Below are 20,397 nucleotides of genomic sequence, written 5' to 3'. Positions count from 1 at the left end.
CCGTACGTCTCTGCTTGAAGGCGTTGCCGCCTGTCCATTCTCTTTTCCCGCCCTTGCCCACTCCGTCTGCTGTTCGGCCTGTTCATTTACTGGCGTTGCTCTCCTCTGGATTGGCATACGGGGCATTGGCCTACGCCACCCCCAGAACCCAGTTCGGCCAGTTGCTAGCCTTGCTGGCCGTGGCATTTGGCTTGTATGTATACCTGTTGAAGTCTGGGTTGCCGCTGCGAGCCGGCTTACTTGCAGCGCTGCTCTTGCGCCTGCTGTGGCTACCTGCCCTGCCTAGCTTCTCCGACGACTACCACCGTTTCCGCTGGGACGGACTCTTGGTAGCACACGGCATCAATCCCTACCAATACCGCCCCGATGAACTGATGGCGGAGCAAGAGGCCCAACGCATTTCTGCTGATTCCACCTTTCAGCAACTCACTCCCGCCACCAGCCAACGCCTAGCTCCTATCCGGCCAACGCTAGCAACACTATATCCTAAACTCAACTCGCCGCACTACTACTCGGTGTACCCGCCGGTGTGCCAAGCGGCATTCGGGTTGGCATCGGGGTTGTTTCCAGCCACTGAAGTAGGAGCCGTGCTGGTGCTGCGGCTGCTGGTGCTGCTGGCTGAGGCCGCTACAGCGGCACTGCTCTTGGCGCTCTTACGTGCGTTCGGGCAGCCTTTAGAACGGGTGCTGTGGTATCTTCTCAACCCCCTGGTGCTGGTGGAGTTGACCGGTAACCTGCATTTTGAGGCCCTGATGATTTGCTTCGGGCTGCTGGCGCTATGGTTGCTAGTGCGTGGCAGACAAACCATTTCAGCACTGGCTCTGGGCCTAGCCATCGGCACGAAACTGCTGCCGTTGCTTATGCTGCCGTTGCTGGTACGGCGGCTCAGTTGGCGGCAGTTTATTGTGTACTCAGCGGTAGCAGGCGGCACAGTTGTGGTACTCTTCTTACCATTTGTTTCGCTTGATCTACTGCGAAATATCAACCGTAGTCTCACGCTTTACTTTAGCAAGTTTGAATTTAACGCCAGCGTGTACTATGTCGTACGCACGGTGGTTTTCTGGCGTACTGGCTACAATGAAATTGCGCTTATTGGGCCAGCACTGGGACGGACTACAGCCGCGTTTGCACTGCTGCTGGCGTGGCGGGAAAAACCTGTTACCTGGCCTACGTTGCCTCGGACCTTACTATTTACGCTGGCCATCTACTACTTCTTGGCTACGGTGGTACACCCCTGGTATGTGGCGCCTTTGGTGGCTTTAAGCGTTTTCACCTCCTACCGTTTTGCGCTGGTATGGTCTGGCATGGTAGTGCTGTCGTACTCAACCTATCAAACCAGCGCCTACCTTGAAAACCCGTGGCTGGTGGGGCTGGAATACGTAATCGTGCTAGTGGTGCTGGCCTGGGAACTACGGCGCGGCACACATGCAGCTCCGAGCAACACAACCCGTACGCTGTAGTTGCTTGCGCAATTCCTATCGGGTAGTTTGCCTCGGTCTGGATACCACGCGTTTCAACTTGTCCGGAAAATAGGAGGTGTGCAAAAGCGGCAGCCTATGCTTTTCACTGGACTTGAGCAGAATCAGGAGTGGGATGCGTCCAGTAGGCGTACCGGCTGACTTTCTTGAGAAACAGGTTGCGGCCGTCCCAGGCAGCCTGCCGTAGCAACAGGTTGGGGTATTTTTTAGCGAACCAGTAGCTGCTTTTCTTGCCCGGAGCCAGTTGCACCTGCACCAACCACGCAGGTTCGGACGTATCGGTTGCGGGGGCCTCTTGCACCTTTATTTCGGCTTTGTAATACACAGGTCGCGCCGCTTTGCTGGTTTGCTGCAACTCGCAGATGGTGGCTTGCAAGGTGGGTAAGGAGCTAAACCGCAAACTCCGCAGCGTGTAGGGCAGCGCATCTTCGAAAAGTACGTCTCGGCGCAGATTGCGCTGGCCGCTTCCCTGCATATCCCAGTAGGAATTGTACGTCTGCACGTACTGAAAGCCATCGTCCTGAAACGCCTTGAACGTGTTGCCGCACCACTCCTGCGAGGAAGTAGTGAGTTTGTAGAGTCCTACCGGGTTTTCACGGCGAAAAAACAAGGAGGTAAGAAAGTGGTATGGGTATTGGTCGGTCGGGATACGACAGAACTGGTTGACCTTCATCACCGGGAACAGGTCGGCCCGCTGATAACTATCCGTCTTCACGTTGTAGCGCTTGTTGAACTCCTCTTTCACCGTCAGCTGCACGTACTCGAACTGCCGTACCTCGTCGTAGATGACCCGCTCGGCGTTGTACACGGCCACTTCTGCTAGGCCGTCTTCCCAGAGCGTATCCATAGCCCACTGGGGATTGAACTGAGGTGTGAGGCGGCGTAGCGCATTGGGCACTTCCTCGTCTCGCTGGCTGCCCTCGGTTGGAGCCTCTCGCTTTGCAGCAGCGTCGTCGGGCGACGAGCAACTGGCTAGCCCTAGACTTACTGCCAGGCACAGGTGTAGTGGCCAACGCACAAGGGAAAGACGCATAGCAGAAAAGTGGAGTGAGGCTCCAAAGTACGTAGAAACCCCGCAGCCTCGGCTCTCAGGTTAGTGTTCTTCCTGCTCGCGCCACGCTCTTAAATCGTCGATGTCATCGACGTCGCGCAGAGTAGGCAGTTGGGCCACGCGCAGCCCTAGCCGGTCAGCATCAGCCAACGTATGCATTAAAACTGATTCGGTGCTCCAGCTTTTATCGGCAAACAAATCCTCGTACAACTCTCTCATTCCTAGCAGGTAATACCCACCGTCTTCAGCTGGCCCTATAACCACATCATGTGTTGCTAATGCGGTGTAGGCTTGCTGCAACACTTCTTCGGTTAGGCCGGGGCAGTCCGTCCCGATGATGAGAACGGCTGTGGCGCCGGCGGCAAAAGCACGAGCGAAGGCGGCCTGCATTTTCTGACCTAAATTGCCAGGAAACTGTACTAGTTGCTCGTAATCGGGCCAGGTGTGCGCAGCAGAAGTAATGGGAGTTTCGGCCAGCCACAGCGTTTTGTGAGCTGGTATGTGGGCAGTAACCTCGAAGGTGTGACGCAGCAATTCCGCATATACGGCCAACGCCGCTTCGGCCCCAATACCGGCCGCTAGTCGGGTTTTTACCCGGCCCAATTCCGGGTGCCGGGCAAAAATCAGCAGGTGCGGCACTGTGGTAGGTGAGTTTGCTTGCATCATCGTGCAGGGTAATGCTGTTTATATGAATGGGACGCCTTCCAAAGACAAGGCAGTACAACACGTTTTCTTGCTGTGGCTTGCCGAATTCATTTTCCGCTTAGGCCGCCAGATTGAAGCTGTGCTGTACTCATTTGTACACCTGCCGGCCACTCTTCAGCCACGGACTCCACAGAGGAGAATACGGATGCACGTTGGTAGTTGGCCCTTGCTGGTTGTATACGGTCCGGCCTTCGTTCACCCACTGGAAAATTCCGCCGTACAGGTTGCGGACGTCCTGAAATCCCAGTGCTTTCAGTTGCTCCCCTACCCGCTCACTGCGGTATCCTACCGAGCAATACACCACCACGGTCTGGCGGCGAGACAAATTATCGAACGTATTTTTCTTGAAGGAATCGTAATCAACAAAACGAGCATTGCGCAAGTGGCTGACCTGGTATTCAACGGGGGTGCGCGTGTCGAGCACTACCACGCTTTCGGGCTTTTCTTGCAGTAGCTCAGCTAACTGAACCGGCCGGATTGCTGGCACCGTATTGCGGTACAAAGTTCGCAACAGTCGGTCGTAAGTGGTAAGACGGTCTGCCTTGGCATCCTTGTCTTTGCTACAAGCACCTACCGTGAGCAGACCTAGCAGCATAGCGAAAAGAAAAGAGGGGCGTATGGGTAACAAAAGAAAGGGGGGTTCGCTCTCGGCATATACTTCCCATGAAGCTGTGCCGGATAAGAAGGTAGCGGCCAAGCATCGGCAACAACTACGGCAGCGCAGCATCCTTGGTTGAAAACAACTTCGTTGAGCTTATGAAAGCACACCGGCGCGGGAGCATCCAGCCCCGGGCAACCCTAGCGCCCAGTTGAAGCTGCAGAGTTGCCCGTACTGGTTGGTAGAATGCTATTGGCCGGCTTAAGTTTCCGGGTTACATGGAAAGCTCTTTGGCTTTGTTCATCATCTGTACCCCATGCACAAGCACTGCCCCACCTTTAATGGCAGCAGCAACGTGCACGGCCTCCATCATCTGGGCTTCGTCAGCTCCTTTCTGCAACGAATCAGAGGTGTAAGCATCAATGCAATACGGGCACTGCACAGCATGAGCCACTGCTAACGCAATCAGCGCCTTCTCGCGCTCGGTTAGAGCGCCTTCTTTGAATACCTCCCCGTAGTACGAGAAGAATTTGTTGCCCATATCGGCTTGCCATTCCGTGATATTACCAAATTTGGCGAGGTCGGCTGGGTTGTAGTAGGTTGACTTTTCCATGGAGTAGGACCGCGCCAGGCGGCAGCAAGGAATAGAGGTGAAAGAAAAACGAAAAAGCGACGCTACCAGACTATAGCGCAGCACAAGTTAGCGAGTAGCAACCCGCCCGCATAAGGTGCTACCTCTGAGGGAGGGTTGCTAAAGCAGAAGCAGACAACCCACACGGCAGAAATTTATAGCAACACAGCCTACTACAAACCAACGGTTTCAACTGTTTTCAAAAGCGGCTGCCACAAAAAAAGAGCTGGGAAACATGGTTCCCAGCTCTCTCTAGTTCGAGCAATGGTGGTTGGTCCTGGGTTTAGATGTTGCCTACAACTGTCATGATTGACAGCGTAGGAGTTGGGCTTGGGTTTAGATGTTGCCTACAACTGTCATGGTTGACAGCGTGGGGGTTGGGCTGCCTCCTACGTTCTCCACGGTCATGGCAAAAGCTTGCGCGCTTGCAATATCTTTCATTTGCTGCAAGCCCTCACCCGCGGCGGTAGTGGCAGCCAGTACCCCAGCATCTACCGGCTTCCCGTTGTCAAGCGCCCACAGTTGATACTGTTTGCCAGCAGGAGGCGTAGGCAAGCTGCGTACGTCTACGTACACGGCGCGGGTGGCAGGGTTATACAGCACCCGAGCCTTGGCAGTAGGCGCGGCGGGCGTACCAGCCAGCGTCACGCTGCGGAACTGCTCGTTGCGCAACACGGCCAACTCCTGCCGCTGCGTGCTCACAATTTTTTCTGAAGCCTGCTGCGTAGTAGCAAACCGGGCCTGCTCGTTTTGAACAGCAAACAGCTCCGACTGCGTGTGCTGCCACCGGTTGTAGAGCACATAGTTGCCACCTAAGCTCAGCAGCAATGCCACCGATGCCGCCATCAACCAACCAAAGCCACGGGCCGGCGCTTGCACCGGCTCTGGTGCGCTGCTGATTGGGCGTACTACTGGCTCGGGAACAGCAGTTGGCGGAGTAACGGCAACCGGCGGAACAACCGCCTCGGGGGCTGCTGCCATCGGCACTACCGGATTTGTGTTTTTCTCGGATTCCTGACCACGAATGGCATCTTGCCAACCGGCTAGTACTCGCTCCCGCATGCCTTCTGGAGGCGTGAGAGAGTGCGCTTCGGCATAGGCATCGAGGCCCATGACAATAGCGTCAAGCTCGTGACGGATTTCGGGGTGGATAGCCGCCATGCGCTCCACTTCGGAACGCTCAGCTTCTGACAATATGCCCAAGGCATATTCTTCCAGAACGCCGGATTCGATGTATTGCTGAGTATCCACGGCTATCGAATCAGTTTAGAAAGTACTTTAATAGCCGCTCTGGCGCGGGTTTTCACCGTACCAAGAGGCAAATTCAGTTCTTCGGCTACCTCGCTCTGCGTGTAACCTCCGAAGTACAGCATATCGACGACCTGCTGCTGGTCGGGGTTGAGTTGTTTGGTCATTTCCTGCAAGCCGATGTGCTCGGGCCGGAACGTGGGCGATGCGGGTTCACGTACTGCGGCGCTGTCCTCAAGCGGTTGTGTACGACTACCTACGCGGTACTGTCGAGATCGGATTTTATCAATAGCCAAATTCCGACATACATTCATTACCCACGTAAAAAGTCTGCCTTTACCAGCATCGTAGGAGCTAAATGAGTTCCAAATTTTGACCATGCTTTCTTGCAGCACGTCTTCGGCTTCCTCTTCTTTTTTGACGATGCGCATAATGACACCGTAGAGGGCCGAGGAGTAGCGGTCATAAAACAACGTCATTGCCGACTCATCCCGGTCGCGCAAGCGCTGCACCAGCAAATCCTCGTCGGAGAGAGAGGGTACGGCTTCGGGGGGAATTACATTCACGGGCAGCAAAAAGGTTAGAACGACGGGCAATGAATAAGCCCTCCGCCGGACGAAAGTACACTTCTAACGCATTTGTTTCGAAACTCAACCCTGAAAATCATGCTTGAGCTTCGCAACCTGAGTGATACGGCTGCGTTTTGCGGTATGTTGCACATGCGGTGCGCTACGTAGCTCAAGCAGTTCTGGGCGTTTTGGCCCCCGCACTACGTAAGCAGCCTTGGTGCAGTATCTCTGCCCTACCCTCGCCCCAACTCACTTCCTATGGCTATTGCTTCCATCAACCCTTACACTGGTCGCGTCGAGCGCAAGTTCCGTGCATTCAGCTGGCCGCAAACCGAACGCATACTGACCCAAGCTCACCGGGCCGCCGCCGAGTGGCGCACAACCACCTTCGCCCACCGGGCACAGCTCATGCACCGCGCAGCCGACTTGCTGCGGGAACGGCAAGACGAACTAGCCCGCATCATGGCGCTGGAGATGGGGAAGCCCGTAGTGGATGGGCGGGCGGAAGTGCTGAAGTGTGCGCTGTGCTGCGACTATTATGCCGACCACGCCGAGGAGTTTCTGGCCGACGACCCAATCAAGACCGAAGCCCAGCGCAGCTTCATCAGCCATGAGCCGATTGGAGTGGTATTGGCCGTGATGCCTTGGAACTTCCCGTTTTGGCAAGTGGTGCGGTTTGCGGCCCCCGCCCTGATGGCCGGCAACGTAGGCTTGCTCAAGCATGCCTCCAACGTACCGCAGTGCGCGCTGGCACTGGAAAAGATTTACCACGACGCTGGATTCCCTGCGGCCACGTTCCGCGCGTTGCTTGTAGGCTCCGACATGGTGGAGAAATTACTTGAAGACGACCGGGTCCGGGCCGTAACCCTGACGGGTTCGGAACTGGCTGGCGCACAAGTAGCGGCCACGGCAGGCCGTCAGATCAAGAAGACCGTGCTGGAACTGGGTGGTTCTGATGCCTTCATTGTGCTGGCCGATGCCGACCTGGAGCTAGCCGCCAAAACTGCTGCGCAGACTCGAATGATCAATGCCGGGCAGAGCTGCATTGCGGCCAAACGCTTCATTGTCGAGAAACCGGTGGTTAAAGAATTTATCAGCAAGATGAAAACGCACTTGCTCGCCTTCCGCACCGGTGACCCATTAGATGAAGACACTCAATACGGCCCTCTCGCCCGCCCCGACTTGGCCGACGAAATCACCCAGCAAGTTGAGGACTCGATAGAGCAAGGCGCCAAGGTGGAGCTGCACGGCGGCCAAAGCAAGCCCGGCACGGCCCTGTTTCGACCCATGATTTTAAGTAACATCAAGCCCAAGCAACGGGCCTACCACGAAGAACTGTTTGGCCCAGTAGCCCTCATCCTTGAAGCAAAGAATGCCGAGGACGCTGTTCGCCTCGCCAACGACTCGCGCTTCGGCCTCGGCGGCTCGGTCTGGACGCGGGATGTGAAGCGCGGCGAGGCCTTGGCCCGCCAGGTGGAAGCCGGGGCAGTGTTTGTGAACAGCATGGTGAAATCGTCGCCGGAAATGCCGTTTGGGGGGGTGAAGAAGTCAGGCTACGGCCGGGAACTGTCGTATTTGGGCATCCGGGAATTTGTCAACCAGAAGTCTATCTGGATAGCGAAGGAGGAAAAGCCTGAAAAGCAGAAGAAAGTGGAATAACAACCAAGCGGCTGCTACTTTGAAAGTAGCAGCCGCTTGGTTGTCAGGCGTAGCCCAAAACTTTGTAGATGATGTACCCCACTATCTCGTGCAGCAGTAAGCTCCAGCGGTTCAAAGCGTTGGCACTGGGCGTAAGCCAATAGTCGGGGGTTGGGGAACGGTCGGAGGAAAAGAAGCCAGCGGGAAATGGTAGCGGGTGCAAGCCAACCTGCGCAAAACAGCCCATAGCCCGGCGCTGATGGAAAGCAGAGGTCACCAAGATCAGCGTGTCTAGCTCGGGGCGGGCAGCTACTATGCGTTTGGTGAGCAGCGCATTTTCGCGGGTGTTACGGCTGCGGTCCTCCTTGATAATGACTGAGTCGGGGACGCCAGCTAAGTGGAGCAACGTAATAAGGTCTTCGGCTTCGGTGTGCACCTTTTTCAGCATGGCCCCCGAGCCACCCGACACCAGAATGTGCCGGACACGGCCGGCTCGCCATAGCCAGAGGGCATTGGTTAGGCGGTCGGCCCCTTCGTGCAGGTACACCCGGTCGTGGGGCGACTTCCCGACGCCCGTGATGCCAGTGAGTAGTACGGCAGCATCGGCCTGGCGCGGTAACTCGGAGAGCTTCACGGGTGGCCACTCCCAAGCCAGCAAGGCCTCGTTCATGAGGGCGCCGTTGGTGCCTAGCACCAGTAGCAGCAACGTAAGCCGCAACAGGTTTCGGCGGCGCGCTGGGCGCTGCGTTACGAGGGCGGCAATCAGCAACAAAACCAGCCACAGGACCGGAAGCAGCAAGAAGTCGAGGAGCTTGGAGAGCAGGAAAAACACCTAAAGAATGGGGTTGCTTGGCGGCTTGAGCAGCCGAGGTTTATATACACATTGCTTGCCGGCACCGAATTGAAACAACCGGTAGGACGCTTAGGGCTGTGTTTTGGGAGGGACGCTACACTGCTGAATTGGAGGGCAGTTTGGAGGTTACTTCTGGGTGTTGTAGGCTCTAACCGAACAGCAGCCATAAGAGCCCTAAGGCAACTAGCACGGCCAGCAGGGCCCAAACGTCTTTGTGCAGCTGAGGGCTTTTCACAAAGACATAGGTTGCATTTCGCGCAGCCGAGAAAGCATCTGCCATACTTCCGGTTCTTGGGTGAGCGTATCGCACTCCAACAAGCGCCCTTGGCAGTAGGAGACAAAAAAAGGAGCTATTTTTTCTTGCATCAGTTTCTTAGCTACCGGGTTTTCATCGGAGTTCAAACGCAGAAACAGAATACTTTTAAATTTTTCCTCCCCCGCAAACTTAGCGAACGGAGGCGCCAGCAGTTCGCATATTTCACAACTCTCCGAAGTGAACTTGGCGAAAACCTTTAGATGCTCTCGTGTGAGCTGGCGCAGTTCTTCGTCGTTGACGTCATGCACTCGTTGCCGATCTACCTCTTTCATAAGAATCTCGCTGCATAGCCGCATGGTGGGTTAGCACATACGCAGGGCCTTCCACTTGAGATACTTTACCCTGTACACCACTAGCCCAGCAAAAGTCCCAGCCAAGCAGGCTGGGGCCGTAGGTGCTACCAGTATCTCAAGGGATTCACTAAGACTTCTTCACCATCAACGTCCGGATGTACTTCACGGGGGAGCTGCCGAAACTCAGAAACGTTTCGTGGAAAGACTTCAGGTCGAAGTTGGTACCCTGCGTTTTTTTCAGCTCTTCCCGCACATCATAGATTTCGGTGTAGCCGGTGAAGTAACTGCTAAGTTGCACCTGGCTGAGGGTGGCGCGGCGCCATTTGTTGGTAGCCTCCGCTTCTTCCTGAAAACCGTCGCGAAGCAACAGGGCCTTGGCGGCTTGTTCGCTGATATTGTTGACGTGGACTTCGTGGTCGAGAATAGTGTTGAGCGTCACGCGCATGTTCCACTTGTCCCACATCAGCCAGATTTCATCGGTGTTGCCGCCGTAACCACTTTCCAGCATCACCCGCTCGGCGTACACGGCCCAGCCCTCTATCATGGCCCCGTTGCCGAACACCGATTTGATGAGCGAGGGGCTACGGTTGGCATACACCAGCTGGGTGTAGTGGCCCGGAATGGCTTCGTGAATGTTTAGAATTTGGAGCGTGTAGTCGTTGTACTCGCGCAGGTAGCTTTCGGCTTGAGCGGCGGGCTGCCCGGTAAGCGGCTCGACATTGTAGTAAGTGTTAGCTGCTTTGTCGTAGGGGCCAGGAGCCGAAATGCTGGCCCCCGCACCGCTGCCTCGCATATACAACGGTGTTTCGCGCACCACCAACGGCTTGGTGGGGTCCTGGGTGAGCAGCTTTTTGTCGTTGACAAACTGCACCAACTGCGGAATCTGCGCTTTCACTGCGGCTACAAAGCCCGCCTGCGTCGCGTGCTGCTCCGACAAACGGCTGATCATCTGTTTCACAGTAGCCAACGAATCGCTGGGCAGCGGCTTACCCGGGAAATACTTCGGATACAGCCGGGTGGCGCGGGTTTTCATATCGCGCAGTAGCTCCGCCCGGTGCTGCAGAGCCTTCTCGTACACTTGGTCGGCCGTGTAGCTGGACTGGATGTCGTAATAGAACTTCCGGTCGAAAAGGGCCTTGCCCAGCCGGAAGTTGCGAAACTTACCAGCTGGCAGCACTTCAGTTTTCAGGAAGCGGAGGTACTCTTCGGTACTCAGGCGGGTGTTGTCGATCCGGTTTTTGAAGTCTTCTTTTTCACGCGCCGTCAGTCCCGACTTTGCTATGGAATCCTGCAACGCCTTCCCGAATACGGCCAAGCCACCTTCGTTCTGCCGAATAGCCAACTCAGTGTGCTCTTTGGTAGGCTCCTGAATGCTGGCTTCGGCCGCGGCATAATACTCGGCCGACCGGCTGATTTTGTTGCTGATAGCGCGCAGCCGACGGTCGAGGGGCCAGTAGCGGCCGTTCAGGATTTCGGCCACCGACGAGCCTAGGTTGTAGTTGGCAGGGTTCCATTGCCAGTCCCGCAGGGTATCCAGCTGCCAGCGGCCAGCTTGCACGTAGTTTTGCAGCAGGCGCCAGTCGGTTTGGTTGTTCACCGACAAGTCGGTGGGCTTGAATGTGGCCAGCTCTTTACCGCGTCGCACCAAGGCCTTTATGTCGCCCCGGCGGCGTGCGGCGGTTGGTATCACCAGCACCGAGTCGTAGCGGTGGTAGCCCTGGTTGCTGGCCCATTCCGGGTTGTAGTACCAGAGCGAGTCCAGGAAACGCTCTTTGTACCGCTCGAAGCTAGCGTTGGCCGTTTCGGCGTCCACGGTGGTATTGATTTCGCCGGACTGGTTGCAGCCACTCAGATATAGGAGGCCGGTGAGGGCGGTGCCGGCTAGCAGAAATTTCAGGCGTACAAATTGGGGCATGGGAGGCAGTTAGGGGAATGAGCAGACAAGGTACTGGGCAGGGACGGGGTTTGCTGTTTGGTTGTTGCTGTGCGCGCCCAATTATCTTTTGCCTTGCCTACTTTCCAATAAGAAACAGGCCCCGCTAATAGGCTGATGCTGGCAGTTTAGATGAATCAACTGGCAGTGATGCTGCTTAGGCTCGGTGCGAGGTATAGTGAGCTGTTTGCCACATAAAAGTGCTGAGCCACGAGAAGCTGTGGCCTATCGGCTAAGTTTCTCGTGGCTCAGCACTAGGCTAATTGCCGCTGTTAGACGGCGGCCTCAGCGGCCACTACCTATCGTCGATATTAACAGCAGAAGTTGTGTAACGTATGGAGCCGCCAAACTCTCTGGCAATGGCTTCCAACTCGCGCCACATCTTCTCGCTCTTTTGGCGAGCGAGTACGTACGGACCACTGCCGGTTTCCATATTACCACCCCAATACACCCGTAAATAAAAGGTATTTTTTACTACTGTGCCAGCAACCCGAAGCACACCGGACTGCGGCACAAATAGCGGGTAGGTGGAAAGTGTAAGCAAGTCTTTGTTGCTGTGTTCAATGCTATAGCCCCGCTGTACTAGCACCTGGGCCAGCCTCTGCCAGCTGGCTTCGGGCGTAGCGGTCAGTTCCAGCAAAATGGTGTCGTCTTCTTTGGTAGCAGTGGCATGTGGGGCTGGCACAGTCGTAGTTTGGGCGTGGACAGCTTGCATAAAGCACGCTAACAAGGCCGTGCAGAATAGTTTTTTCATAGTTGAAAAGAATGCTGAGCTTTAAACTAGTTTCGGGGCGGATGAGCAGCTTTATTGTCCAACTTCACAGCATCCAAACAACGTTGCGTGCACTATGCGGAACAGCAAAGTTCACGCCATGGTCAGCTCCCGATTTTTCAACGCTTTCTTCTCATGCGCCTTCTCTCCGTTCTTCTATTCCCCCTCCTGGCTTGCTCTCAGCAAGCGCCTGAAACCAGCCGTCCGCCGCTACCCACAGGCCCTCCTGTTATTGATGTACACTCGTCATCCAGCGCCCAAAACCCTGTTGGCGCCTTTCCCGAGACTTTTGAAACGGGGGGCAAGGGCGCCTATGCCGAAGCCGACGAGGCGCTAACTTCGGGCTCCTGGCATTTTGTGGATGCGTTGCTTGGCAGCTCGGAGCAAGACCACAAGAACGGCCAGCAGGCGGCCCGGCTGCGCGAAGGTGGTCGGTTGCGCATGAACTTTGATGCCCCCGGTGGAGTACGCACCATCCGTATCAGCAGCGCTGCATATGGCAACGACCCGGCCAGCACCTGGGAACTATGGGGTAGCACAGATGCGGGCCGAACTTTTCGCCGTATTGGGCAGCCGGTAAAGGCCCAAGGGTCCCGGTTGGTAGCCACCACCTTTCAGGGCGGCGCAACTGGGGCTCTACGCCTCGAAATACGCAAGACCGATGCGGGCAAAGGGCGCCTCAACATCGACGATGTGGTGCTGGAAACCAGCACGGGTACCCCCGTAGCGGGCAACAACACCCCCGGCAACACTCCTCCTCAAGCATTACCCAAACCCCAAGACCCGAACACGGCCGTTGTGACGAGCCGGGACGACAACATGGCCCTGGGCAACCCCAGCGGTGCCACCGCTACCGTCAGCACGCCCAACAACTACCTGATGATCAAGCCGCAATACACGCTGAGCTACAACAACCAGCGGGGCATTGCAAATTGGGTTAGTTGGCACCTGAACCGCGCATGGATGGGCTCCGCGCCCCGCCAAGACGATTTCCGCCCTGATCCGGCCCTACCCGGCACCTTCTACGCCGTGTCGCGCAGTTCCTACACTGGCTCCGGCTTCGACAAAGGCCACAACTGCCCCTCCGCCGACCGTACCACCGACCTCGACGACAACTCGGCCACTTTCTTGATGACCAACATGATTCCGCAAGCACCCAACAACAACCAGCGCACCTGGGGCAACCTGGAAGAGTGGACGCGGGAGCAAGTGCAGCGTGGCCAGGAGGTGTATGTGATTATGGGCACGTATGGCAAAGGCGGCACGGGCCTCAACGGCTTGAAAACCACCCTCGACAACGGCCGCGTAACGGTGCCGGCCCGCGTTTGGAAAGTGCTTGTTATACTGCCCGAAGGCTCCGATGACCTACAGCGCATTGCTGCTGGCAAGGCCCGCATTATTGCCGTTGATACCCCCAACGACCAGTCCGTCAGCCCCGACTGGAGCCGCTACCGCGTAAGCGTGGATGCACTGGAAGCCGCCACTGGCCTGGATTTGCTGAGCAAACTACCGGTGCAGGTGCAAACGCGCCTGCAAGCGTCGGTTGATACCAGCCCAGTGCGGTAAGCTGCCTTATGGCGTTTCACGGCGTTTGGCCCTGGAAATACGGTGCGGAGACTCAAACTGCTTACCGAGCAACGCAGTGTGGGCACCTCAACCAAGAAAGTGCAGCTAGAACTCCCGGCGTCAACTACCCACCCGATTCTCCGTAGAAACAACAGGTACCTTCCGGGTACCTTTATTTTTACGTGCGCATTCGGTGCAGTTGCTGCCTCTTTCCTCTCCCACCCATTATGCCCCTATTGGTGCATTATGGGTTTTTTTATGGCTTCCGACATGCCCCCTGCCTTCTGGATACGGGGGATTTCTCCGAGGAGCGAAATACCTCCTACGTGCCGGCCAGCATCCGACAACGCCAGTTCCTATTAGTTTCTTCGCTATGATCACCGAAACCCATCCATCGTCTGTTCCCGCTAGGTCGCGCTTGGTGCACCGGGTGGCTGTGGGCGCCTCCTTTTTCTTGCAAGGGCTGTGCTTTTCCAGCTGGGCGGCACGTATTCCTACGGTGCAGCAACGCCTTGGGCTCTCCGATACCGAGTTAGGAGGCGTGTTGCTGGCAGTGCCAGTGGGGCTATTGGCTTCGTTGCCACTCTCGGGTTGGTTGGTGGCCCGCTACGGCAGCAAACGAATTACCATACTGGGCTTGTCGCTTTACGCTATGGTGCTGGCGCTGCTAGGCTTGGCTGGTAGCACCACCCAACTGATGGCGGGGCTGGTATTCTTCGGTTTAGCCGCCAACATGGCCAATATCAGCGTCAATACGCAGGCAGTCGGAGTGGAAGCTCTCTACGACAAGTCCATTATGGCTTCTTTTCACGGAGTCTGGAGCTTGGCGGGCTTCCTAGGCGCAGCCATCGGTACGCTCATGATAGGCTACGGGGTGGCCCCACTCGTTCATTTTCTGTGTATTACGGCCGCGGTAGCGCTGGGCATTCTGCTGATGCGCCCCTACCTACTCCCCACCGATGCCGGCCAAGACCCCAATCAGCCGGTCTTTGTGTTACCCGACAAGTCGTTGCTGCTGCTAGGGGTACTGGCGTTTTGCTCGTTGCTCTGCGAGGGCACCATGTTCGATTGGAGCGGGGTGTACTTCAGCAAAGTAGTGAAGGCGCAGAACGCATGGGCCGGCGTAGGGTTCACGGCGTTCATGAGCACCATGGCCGCCGGCCGCTTCGTCGCCGACTCCTTTACCGACCGGTTCGGACGGCGGCGCACCTTGCAGTTGAGTGGCCTATTTACCGCCGCTGGTTTGCTGCTGGCGGTGTTGCTTCCTACCCTGGTACCCGCCACCATGGGCTTTATGCTGGTGGGCATAGGCGTATCGTCGGTGGTGCCGTTGGTGTATGGGGCGGCCGGCCGCTCCACAGTTATGTCGCCGGGTATGGCGCTGGCGGCGGTATCAACGGTTGGCTTTGCGGGTTTTCTGCTGGGGCCACCCCTCATTGGGTTGGTGGCGGGCGCCACTAGCTTGCGGGTGTCGTTTGCCATTATTGCTCTGATGGGCGTATGCGTGACGGTTCTGGCCACCCGCGCCCGAGTGTAAAGGCATTGTGGCCATTGCGGCACCGAATGCATCCGGAGAGAATCGGTCTAATAGGTTTCTTGCTGTTCCTCACGCGTCAGAGTGGCAATTCTGTAATTTGGTGTACTTCCACCATCTACCGCCTTTGCTATGTCCGACAACATTTACTCTAACCGCCAGCAGTCTATTTTGCTGATTGCGAGCTTATTGGTGCTAGCGGGCCTCATCTTGTTTGGGCTCGGCAGCTATATCACGGGGTTTCTAGGAGCCGGTATCTTGTTTGTAGTGTTCCGGCCTTGGTTTAAAGCGCTGGTGCATCAGCGGGGCTGGAACAGGTATATAGTCAGTATAGGGCTGCTGGTGTTTGCGCTGGTTGTGATTATCCTGCCGTTCACGGGCCTCATTCTGATGATTGTAAACCGCATCACCTACTACGCGCAGGATACCAGCCAGATTATGGCCGTGCTTCACTCCATCGAGCGCAAAACCGGCTATACGTTCACCAACGAGCAGAATGTCCGGTCCTTGCTGCAACAGAGCGTAGCCTGGCTTAGCCAACGGCTGCCTTCACTGGCGAGCAGCCTCCTGCACTTCGTGGTGATTATCGGGCTGATGCTCTTTACGCTCTATTTCATGTACACGCAGGAAGGCACGTTTCTGAAGGGGCTGCGGCGCTACCTGCCTTTCCGCGACGGCACCATAGAGGAACTTGGTGAATCCTTGAAAAATATTGTCAATACCAATGTGTTGGGGCAGGCGCTTATCTCGCTGGTGCAGGCGTTGCTCACGGGCCTTACCCTCTGGATTTTCCAAGTTCCGGATGCGCTGTTCTGGGGTACGCTGTCGTTTTTTCTGGCCTTCGTACCCGTACTCGGCACTCCATTGGTGTGGGCCCCAGCGGCCATTCTGAAGCTTACGCAAGGCGCCACCACGCAGGGTGTGGGTATTCTGCTGGTGGGCCTTATCGTTATCATGAACATCGACAACCTGCTCCGCATTGTGCTGGCCCGCCGCATCGGCGACATTCACCCGCTGGTTACGCTGGCTGGCGTAGTGCTCGGCGTCAACATCTTCGGTATTCTGGGGCTGGTGCTGGGGCCGCTGCTACTCTCCTACTTCATCGTGTTGATAAAAGTGTTCGAGCGCGAAAACCGCCTGCATGATATACTGAAGGCCAAATCATCTGAGCTACCAAGCTAATGTGCTACACCTACCCGAGGACATAGCCGCACGGTGGTTTCCTACCTATGCTGTTGTGCCGTAGAACTGTTACTTGGCAAACCGCTCCCCGAAGAAGTTGCCTGCATTCCAAGTCGGGCGGGTAACGTTATCGGCTATCTGATAGCCAATCAGAAAATTCAGCTGGGCGTACTTGCGGCCGGCTTCAAAGTCGAATTGGCCATTCATACCGTCCTGGGGTTTATGGTAGTACCGAGCGCGCCATTGCTGCACTTGCTGGCTCAGGTTGTTCTGGCCATCAGCCGTTTTGTTGCCGTACTTGATATGCAGCGCCGGAATGCCTTGTGTTACGAAGCTGTATTGGTCGGAACGGATAAAGCGGTTTTGAGCTGGCTCGGGGTCTGCCTCCACCGTCAGGTTGAACGCTTGGGCAGCTTCTGCCACCGGAGCAGCCAGCGAAGAGTTTTCGGCACCCAACGCCACCACTGACAGCAAGGGCGCAATAATGGTGGGCATGTCGGTGTTGATGTTGGCTACAATCTGGCTTTTGGGCACCGTTGGATTGCGGGCAAAATAGGCTGAGCCAAGCAAGCCCATTTCCTCGCCCGTCACCATGGTGATAAGCACCGACCGGCGAGGCTTTTGCTTGAGGCGGCTGTACACGCCCGCAATTTCCAGCAAACTCGCTACGCCCGTCGCATTATCATGGGCGCCGTTATAAATCGAGTCGCCCTCAATGGGGGCTCCCACCCCAATGTGGTCGAGGTGAGCGGTGTGCACCACGTATTCGTCGCGCAGCTTGGGATCACCGCCCTGAATTTTACCTACCACATTGTAGCTCTCCACATCCTTGTAGCGGCTGCCCTGGGTGGCCAGTACCCGCGGCTGCAACGCCACCGAAGCGGGCCGGCCGGTCCGCAAGGCCGCTAAGGCGCGCGCGGTGTCACTAGCAGACCCATGAAATAAACGGTGCAGCGTGGCCGCACTCACGGACCCCAATACCCGTAGTTGTGCCCCACCGTACGTCCGCGACACGGCCACTTTTCCGTCTGGCCCGAGCACGCTCACCGCGCCTTTTGGCAAATCAACTAGCTGGGTGGTTGCTTTGGTAGCGGCCAGCAACACGCCCACTGCTCCATGCTTGGCAGCCGTTTGCATAATCGTGAGCAGGTCGGTGTTGTAGAGGCGCACGGCGTCCGGAAACTGCTTGGGCCGCTCCTGTGCCACAACCACAATCTTACCGGTAGCATCAAGGCCCGCATAGTCGTCGTAGCCTAGCTCGGGGGCACTGATTCCGAACCCGACAAACACTACGGGCGCGGCAACCGTGGTGCTGGCTTCCGCTGGGTTAGGGTAAAATGTGAAGTCGGAGCCGTAGGTTAGGGCTTGCTCTGGGCCTTGTGGGGCCTGCAGGCGCAGCGTGGCGCCTAGTTCGGTGTAGGCGCGGCGCAGCCGTACTGTTTGCAGGTACGTGCCATTTTCGCCGGCGGGCAGCACGCCGCGTTTCTTGTACTGCTCAACCACGTACTCAACTGCCATTTGGTAGCCGGCCGTGCCCGGCAATCGGCCCTGCAACTTATCGTCGGCAAGGTAGCGCACATGCGCTTCGTAGTCGGCCGCACTCACCTTATCCAGGGGTTTGCGAAGCGGCTTGGGTATTCCAGTGGATTGGGCAAAGGCTGATGCTGTTGTAACTATACTTGCTACTGTAAGCGCAAACGACCGTATCCTCATGCGTTAAAAATGAAATAAGTAAAGGAAGCGTTGCGCCAGTACAACACTCAACAAGCAGGGAGGCAGAGACTACGCTTGTTTCTGCCTCCAACAAATGACATCAGCTTCTTGTAAGGGCATCAAGCTCTTGAAGCAAGGCGGGCATTCGAAAAGGACCTGCCATTTTCTCGATAAAGGCCGCCGCCGCTTGAACGTGTATGCCAGCGCTGGTAACGTTAAGCGGACTTTTGCTTTCACCGCGTAGCACCCCCACCACTTGGCGGCCGGCATGAAAGAAGCGCGTCTTAGCTACCCCAATAACCGGCACTTTCTTTTCTAGATGCTCATACAGATGCCACCCTAGCCCGGGTCGGCCAGCATCATCGAGCACCACGTATCCATCTATTACCACGTAGTCGACCTTGGCTACGTCGATTTGCTTTAGCACGGCCAGCAAACACGGCAACTCCCGCTTGTAGAAAGCACCTGGCTCATAAGGTTCTAGTCCGGAGAGCGTTACTTCATGCTTGCTGGTCAGCGTTGCACTGTCCCACGCCTCAAACGTGACCCCAACCGCTTTGGCGTCTTCTTGGCGGTAGTACACGTCTAAGGCTACTATCATAGGCAGTATGGTCGCTGCTGTTGCTTATCGATGCCGGTTGTAGAGCCTGAAAGCAGCTTGTGGTCTTCCCTAGGGTTCACGTTTTAGGTTTCGGTGAGCACCGTTTTAAAGCCCGCTAGCTTGCCGTCCTCGGTTTTGCCAAGAGCGTAGGCTTTTATTTGCGGGCCGGTGCCGATGCGGTAAACCTTGGTGTTTTGCAGCTCTTGCTTCATAAACATTTGCAGCGCCTTAAACCGGTTGGCTTGGGCGGGGTCACCGAGCACGCCATCGTCGGCCGTGTGGTTGCGCAGGAACAGCGTCAGCTCCTTGGTTTCTATGGGCGTACCGGCAGCCTCTCCCAGCAGCTTTAGCAGGACAGCATCGGTTAGGTCGCCGGCGGGAGCAGCATAGCTCACGGGTTCCAGCGGCGCATCTGACTCACTGATGAACACGAGGCCTTTGGTGAGTTGTTGCACTTGCGCAATTATGCCATCAACTGGAGCCGCCTGATCTGCGGCGGGCGCCTTGGCCTCGGTGGTTTCGCGGCTACCTTTCGAGTCCTCGGTGGCCGGCTGGGCGGCACCGGAAGCAGCAGGTACTTTCGCAGCAATAGCCGCGGCCAGTTCCTTCATGCGCTCCTCGGCCACCTTGATCTTTGGGTTGGCAAAGTTCAGGTCCGCCACTTTGTTCATCGGAATCAAGTGGATGTGCGCGTGCGGCACTTCCAGCCCAATAACGGCCACGCCTACGCGCTTGCACGGTACGGCGGCGGCTACTCCTTTCGCCACGCGCTGGGCAAACAGATGGAGCGCAGCCAGCTCTGCGGCCGGCAAATCAAAGATGTAGTCTACCTCACGCTTCGGAATTACCAGCGTGTGCCCTTCCACGAGAGGCGTAATGTCGAGAAACGCCAAATGCTGGTCGTCTTCAGCGACCTTATGGGCGGGCAATTCGCCTGCCACAATACGAGAGAAGATGGAAGCCATGAGGTGAGATGGTGAACTGGTGAGATAGTGAGTTTGGCGTTTCTACGGTGCAGACATGCTTTAATAACAAGCAGAGGCGTTGCGCCAAAGTACGAGTGAAAACGCAAAAGGGCGAAGCCAGTGGCTTCGCCCTTCTAGAAATGCGTGAATAGTAAACTCACCATTTCACTAGTTTATCATCTCACCGCTAGCGGCTAATCTCTAGAATTTCGAAGTGCAGCTTGCCGGCAGGCACGGTTATTTCGGCAGTGTCGCCGGCCGACTTGCCTAGTAGTCCTTTGCCAATAGGCGACTTCACGGAGATTTTACCGGCCGCCAAATCAGCTTCTTCTTCGGCTACCAGCGTGTAGTCAAGCACCATGTTGTTCTTCAGGTTCTTGAGCTTCACTTTGCTCATAATCAGCACCTTGGTACTATCAAGGTTCGACTCATCGAGCAGGCGAGCGTTGCCCACTACTTCTTCCAACTTCGATATTTTCAATTCCAACAGGCCTTGGGCGTCTTTGGCCGCGTCGTACTCGGCATTTTCACTTAGGTCCCCCTTGTCACGCGCTTCGCGTAGGTCGTCGGCCGCTTTGGCCCGGCCCCGGATTTTAAGGTCCTGCAACTCGTCTTTGAGTTTCTGCAGCCCCTCGGCGGTATAGTAATTTATGGTGGCCATGGTAGGTTGATGGTAAGCTAAAAAACAAGGAGAACGGTCAGCGGTGCCGACCGTTCTCCCAAACCTGGTTTAGGCAAATATACATAGTTT

At 56.4% G+C, this 20,397-nt stretch carries 19 protein-coding genes; 5 read left to right on the top strand and 14 right to left on the bottom strand.

What is annotated here, in order from left to right; translation table 11 throughout:
• Window positions 1–53: 53 nt before the first annotated feature.
• A complete protein-coding gene (locus MTX78_RS09850; protein WP_243802153.1) occupies window positions 54–1,460 on the top strand; it encodes a glycosyltransferase 87 family protein in 1,407 nt (468 codons plus the stop codon).
• A 103-nt stretch (window positions 1,461–1,563) separates the two neighbouring features.
• Here MTX78_RS09850 and MTX78_RS09845 read toward each other — a convergent pair whose 3' ends face one another.
• The 6 genes from MTX78_RS09845 to MTX78_RS09820 all read right to left on the bottom strand — a co-directional run bounded on the left by MTX78_RS09845 (window position 1,564) and on the right by MTX78_RS09820 (window position 6,277).
• Complete coding sequence (locus MTX78_RS09845) at window positions 1,564–2,511, bottom strand: hypothetical protein (RefSeq protein ID WP_243802150.1); 948 nt, start codon at window positions 2,509–2,511, stop codon at window positions 1,564–1,566.
• Between the two features lie 60 nt (window positions 2,512–2,571).
• Window positions 2,572–3,195 (bottom strand): TIGR04282 family arsenosugar biosynthesis glycosyltransferase, encoded by a 624-nt coding sequence (locus MTX78_RS09840; protein ID WP_243802148.1) that lies wholly within the window; start codon window positions 3,193–3,195, stop codon window positions 2,572–2,574.
• A 127-nt stretch (window positions 3,196–3,322) separates the two neighbouring features.
• Window positions 3,323–3,829, bottom strand: a complete 507-nt coding sequence (locus tag MTX78_RS09835) for a rhodanese-like domain-containing protein (protein ID WP_243802146.1) — start codon at window positions 3,827–3,829, stop codon at window positions 3,323–3,325.
• Window positions 3,830–4,106: 277 nt separating this feature from the next.
• Window positions 4,107–4,445: an arsenosugar biosynthesis-associated peroxidase-like protein gene (locus MTX78_RS09830; RefSeq protein ID WP_243802144.1), complete on the bottom strand. Its 339-nt coding sequence runs from the start codon at window positions 4,443–4,445 to the stop codon at window positions 4,107–4,109.
• Between the two features lie 354 nt (window positions 4,446–4,799).
• Window positions 4,800–5,714 carry an anti-sigma factor gene (locus MTX78_RS09825; protein WP_243802142.1) on the bottom strand — a complete coding sequence of 305 codons (915 nt, stop codon included), beginning with the start codon at window positions 5,712–5,714 and terminating at the stop codon, window positions 4,800–4,802.
• A gap of 2 nt (window positions 5,715–5,716) precedes the next feature.
• Window positions 5,717–6,277, bottom strand: coding sequence for an RNA polymerase sigma factor (locus tag MTX78_RS09820; protein ID WP_243802140.1), 561 nt, complete (start codon window positions 6,275–6,277; stop codon window positions 5,717–5,719).
• Window positions 6,278–6,538: 261 nt separating this feature from the next.
• Between MTX78_RS09820 and MTX78_RS09815 the strand changes: the two genes are divergently transcribed.
• Window positions 6,539–7,939, top strand: coding sequence for an NAD-dependent succinate-semialdehyde dehydrogenase (locus tag MTX78_RS09815; RefSeq protein ID WP_243802138.1), 1,401 nt, complete (start codon window positions 6,539–6,541; stop codon window positions 7,937–7,939).
• Window positions 7,940–7,982: 43 nt separating this feature from the next.
• Here MTX78_RS09815 and MTX78_RS09810 read toward each other — a convergent pair whose 3' ends face one another.
• The 4 genes from MTX78_RS09810 to MTX78_RS09795 all read right to left on the bottom strand — a co-directional run bounded on the left by MTX78_RS09810 (window position 7,983) and on the right by MTX78_RS09795 (window position 12,067).
• Window positions 7,983–8,750, bottom strand: coding sequence for a YdcF family protein (locus MTX78_RS09810; RefSeq protein ID WP_243802136.1), 768 nt, complete (start codon window positions 8,748–8,750; stop codon window positions 7,983–7,985).
• A gap of 252 nt (window positions 8,751–9,002) precedes the next feature.
• On the bottom strand, window positions 9,003–9,359 hold the full coding sequence (locus MTX78_RS09805; RefSeq protein ID WP_243802134.1) for a thioredoxin family protein: 357 nt from the start codon (window positions 9,357–9,359) through the stop codon (window positions 9,003–9,005).
• 148 nt (window positions 9,360–9,507) lie between these two features.
• Window positions 9,508–11,295, bottom strand: coding sequence for a DUF885 domain-containing protein (locus MTX78_RS09800; RefSeq protein WP_243802132.1), 1,788 nt, complete (start codon window positions 11,293–11,295; stop codon window positions 9,508–9,510).
• 313 nt (window positions 11,296–11,608) lie between these two features.
• Window positions 11,609–12,067 (bottom strand): hypothetical protein, encoded by a 459-nt coding sequence (locus MTX78_RS09795; RefSeq protein ID WP_243802129.1) that lies wholly within the window; start codon window positions 12,065–12,067, stop codon window positions 11,609–11,611.
• Window positions 12,068–12,220: 153 nt separating this feature from the next.
• Here MTX78_RS09795 and MTX78_RS09790 point away from each other — a divergent pair, with 153 nt between their 5' ends.
• The 3 genes from MTX78_RS09790 (at window position 12,221) to MTX78_RS09780 (ending at window position 16,367) form a co-directional block, all read left to right on the top strand.
• Window positions 12,221–13,651, top strand: a complete 1,431-nt coding sequence (locus MTX78_RS09790; protein WP_243802127.1) for a DNA/RNA non-specific endonuclease — start codon at window positions 12,221–12,223, stop codon at window positions 13,649–13,651.
• 193 nt (window positions 13,652–13,844) lie between these two features.
• Entirely contained in the window at window positions 13,845–15,188 is a 1,344-nt protein-coding gene (locus MTX78_RS09785; protein ID WP_243802125.1) for an MFS transporter, read from the top strand.
• A gap of 129 nt (window positions 15,189–15,317) precedes the next feature.
• Window positions 15,318–16,367: an AI-2E family transporter gene (locus tag MTX78_RS09780; protein WP_243802123.1), complete on the top strand. Its 1,050-nt coding sequence runs from the start codon at window positions 15,318–15,320 to the stop codon at window positions 16,365–16,367.
• Between the two features lie 69 nt (window positions 16,368–16,436).
• On the opposite strand, the gene MTX78_RS09775 is transcribed toward MTX78_RS09780, so the two are convergent.
• The 4 genes from MTX78_RS09775 to greA all read right to left on the bottom strand — a co-directional run bounded on the left by MTX78_RS09775 (window position 16,437) and on the right by greA (window position 20,307).
• Complete coding sequence (locus MTX78_RS09775; protein ID WP_243802121.1) at window positions 16,437–18,080, bottom strand: M28 family peptidase; 1,644 nt, start codon at window positions 18,078–18,080, stop codon at window positions 16,437–16,439.
• A 100-nt stretch (window positions 18,081–18,180) separates the two neighbouring features.
• Window positions 18,181–18,681, bottom strand: a complete 501-nt coding sequence (locus tag MTX78_RS09770; protein ID WP_243802119.1) for an endonuclease V — start codon at window positions 18,679–18,681, stop codon at window positions 18,181–18,183.
• An 83-nt stretch (window positions 18,682–18,764) separates the two neighbouring features.
• The gene (locus MTX78_RS25350; RefSeq protein ID WP_317258942.1) at window positions 18,765–19,646 is read right to left on the bottom strand and encodes a nuclease A inhibitor family protein; all 882 of its coding nucleotides are present in this window, start codon (window positions 19,644–19,646) and stop codon (window positions 18,765–18,767) included.
• Window positions 19,647–19,833: 187 nt separating this feature from the next.
• A complete protein-coding gene (gene greA / locus MTX78_RS09755) occupies window positions 19,834–20,307 on the bottom strand; it encodes a transcription elongation factor GreA (RefSeq protein ID WP_243802117.1) in 474 nt (157 codons plus the stop codon).
• Window positions 20,308–20,397: the final 90 nt, after the last annotated feature.

The organism is Hymenobacter tibetensis (genome assembly GCF_022827545.1).
In the GTDB taxonomy this organism is placed as follows: Bacteria; Bacteroidota; Bacteroidia; order Cytophagales; family Hymenobacteraceae; genus Hymenobacter; species Hymenobacter tibetensis.
This window is presented reverse-complemented; position numbering and strand designations above follow the sequence as displayed.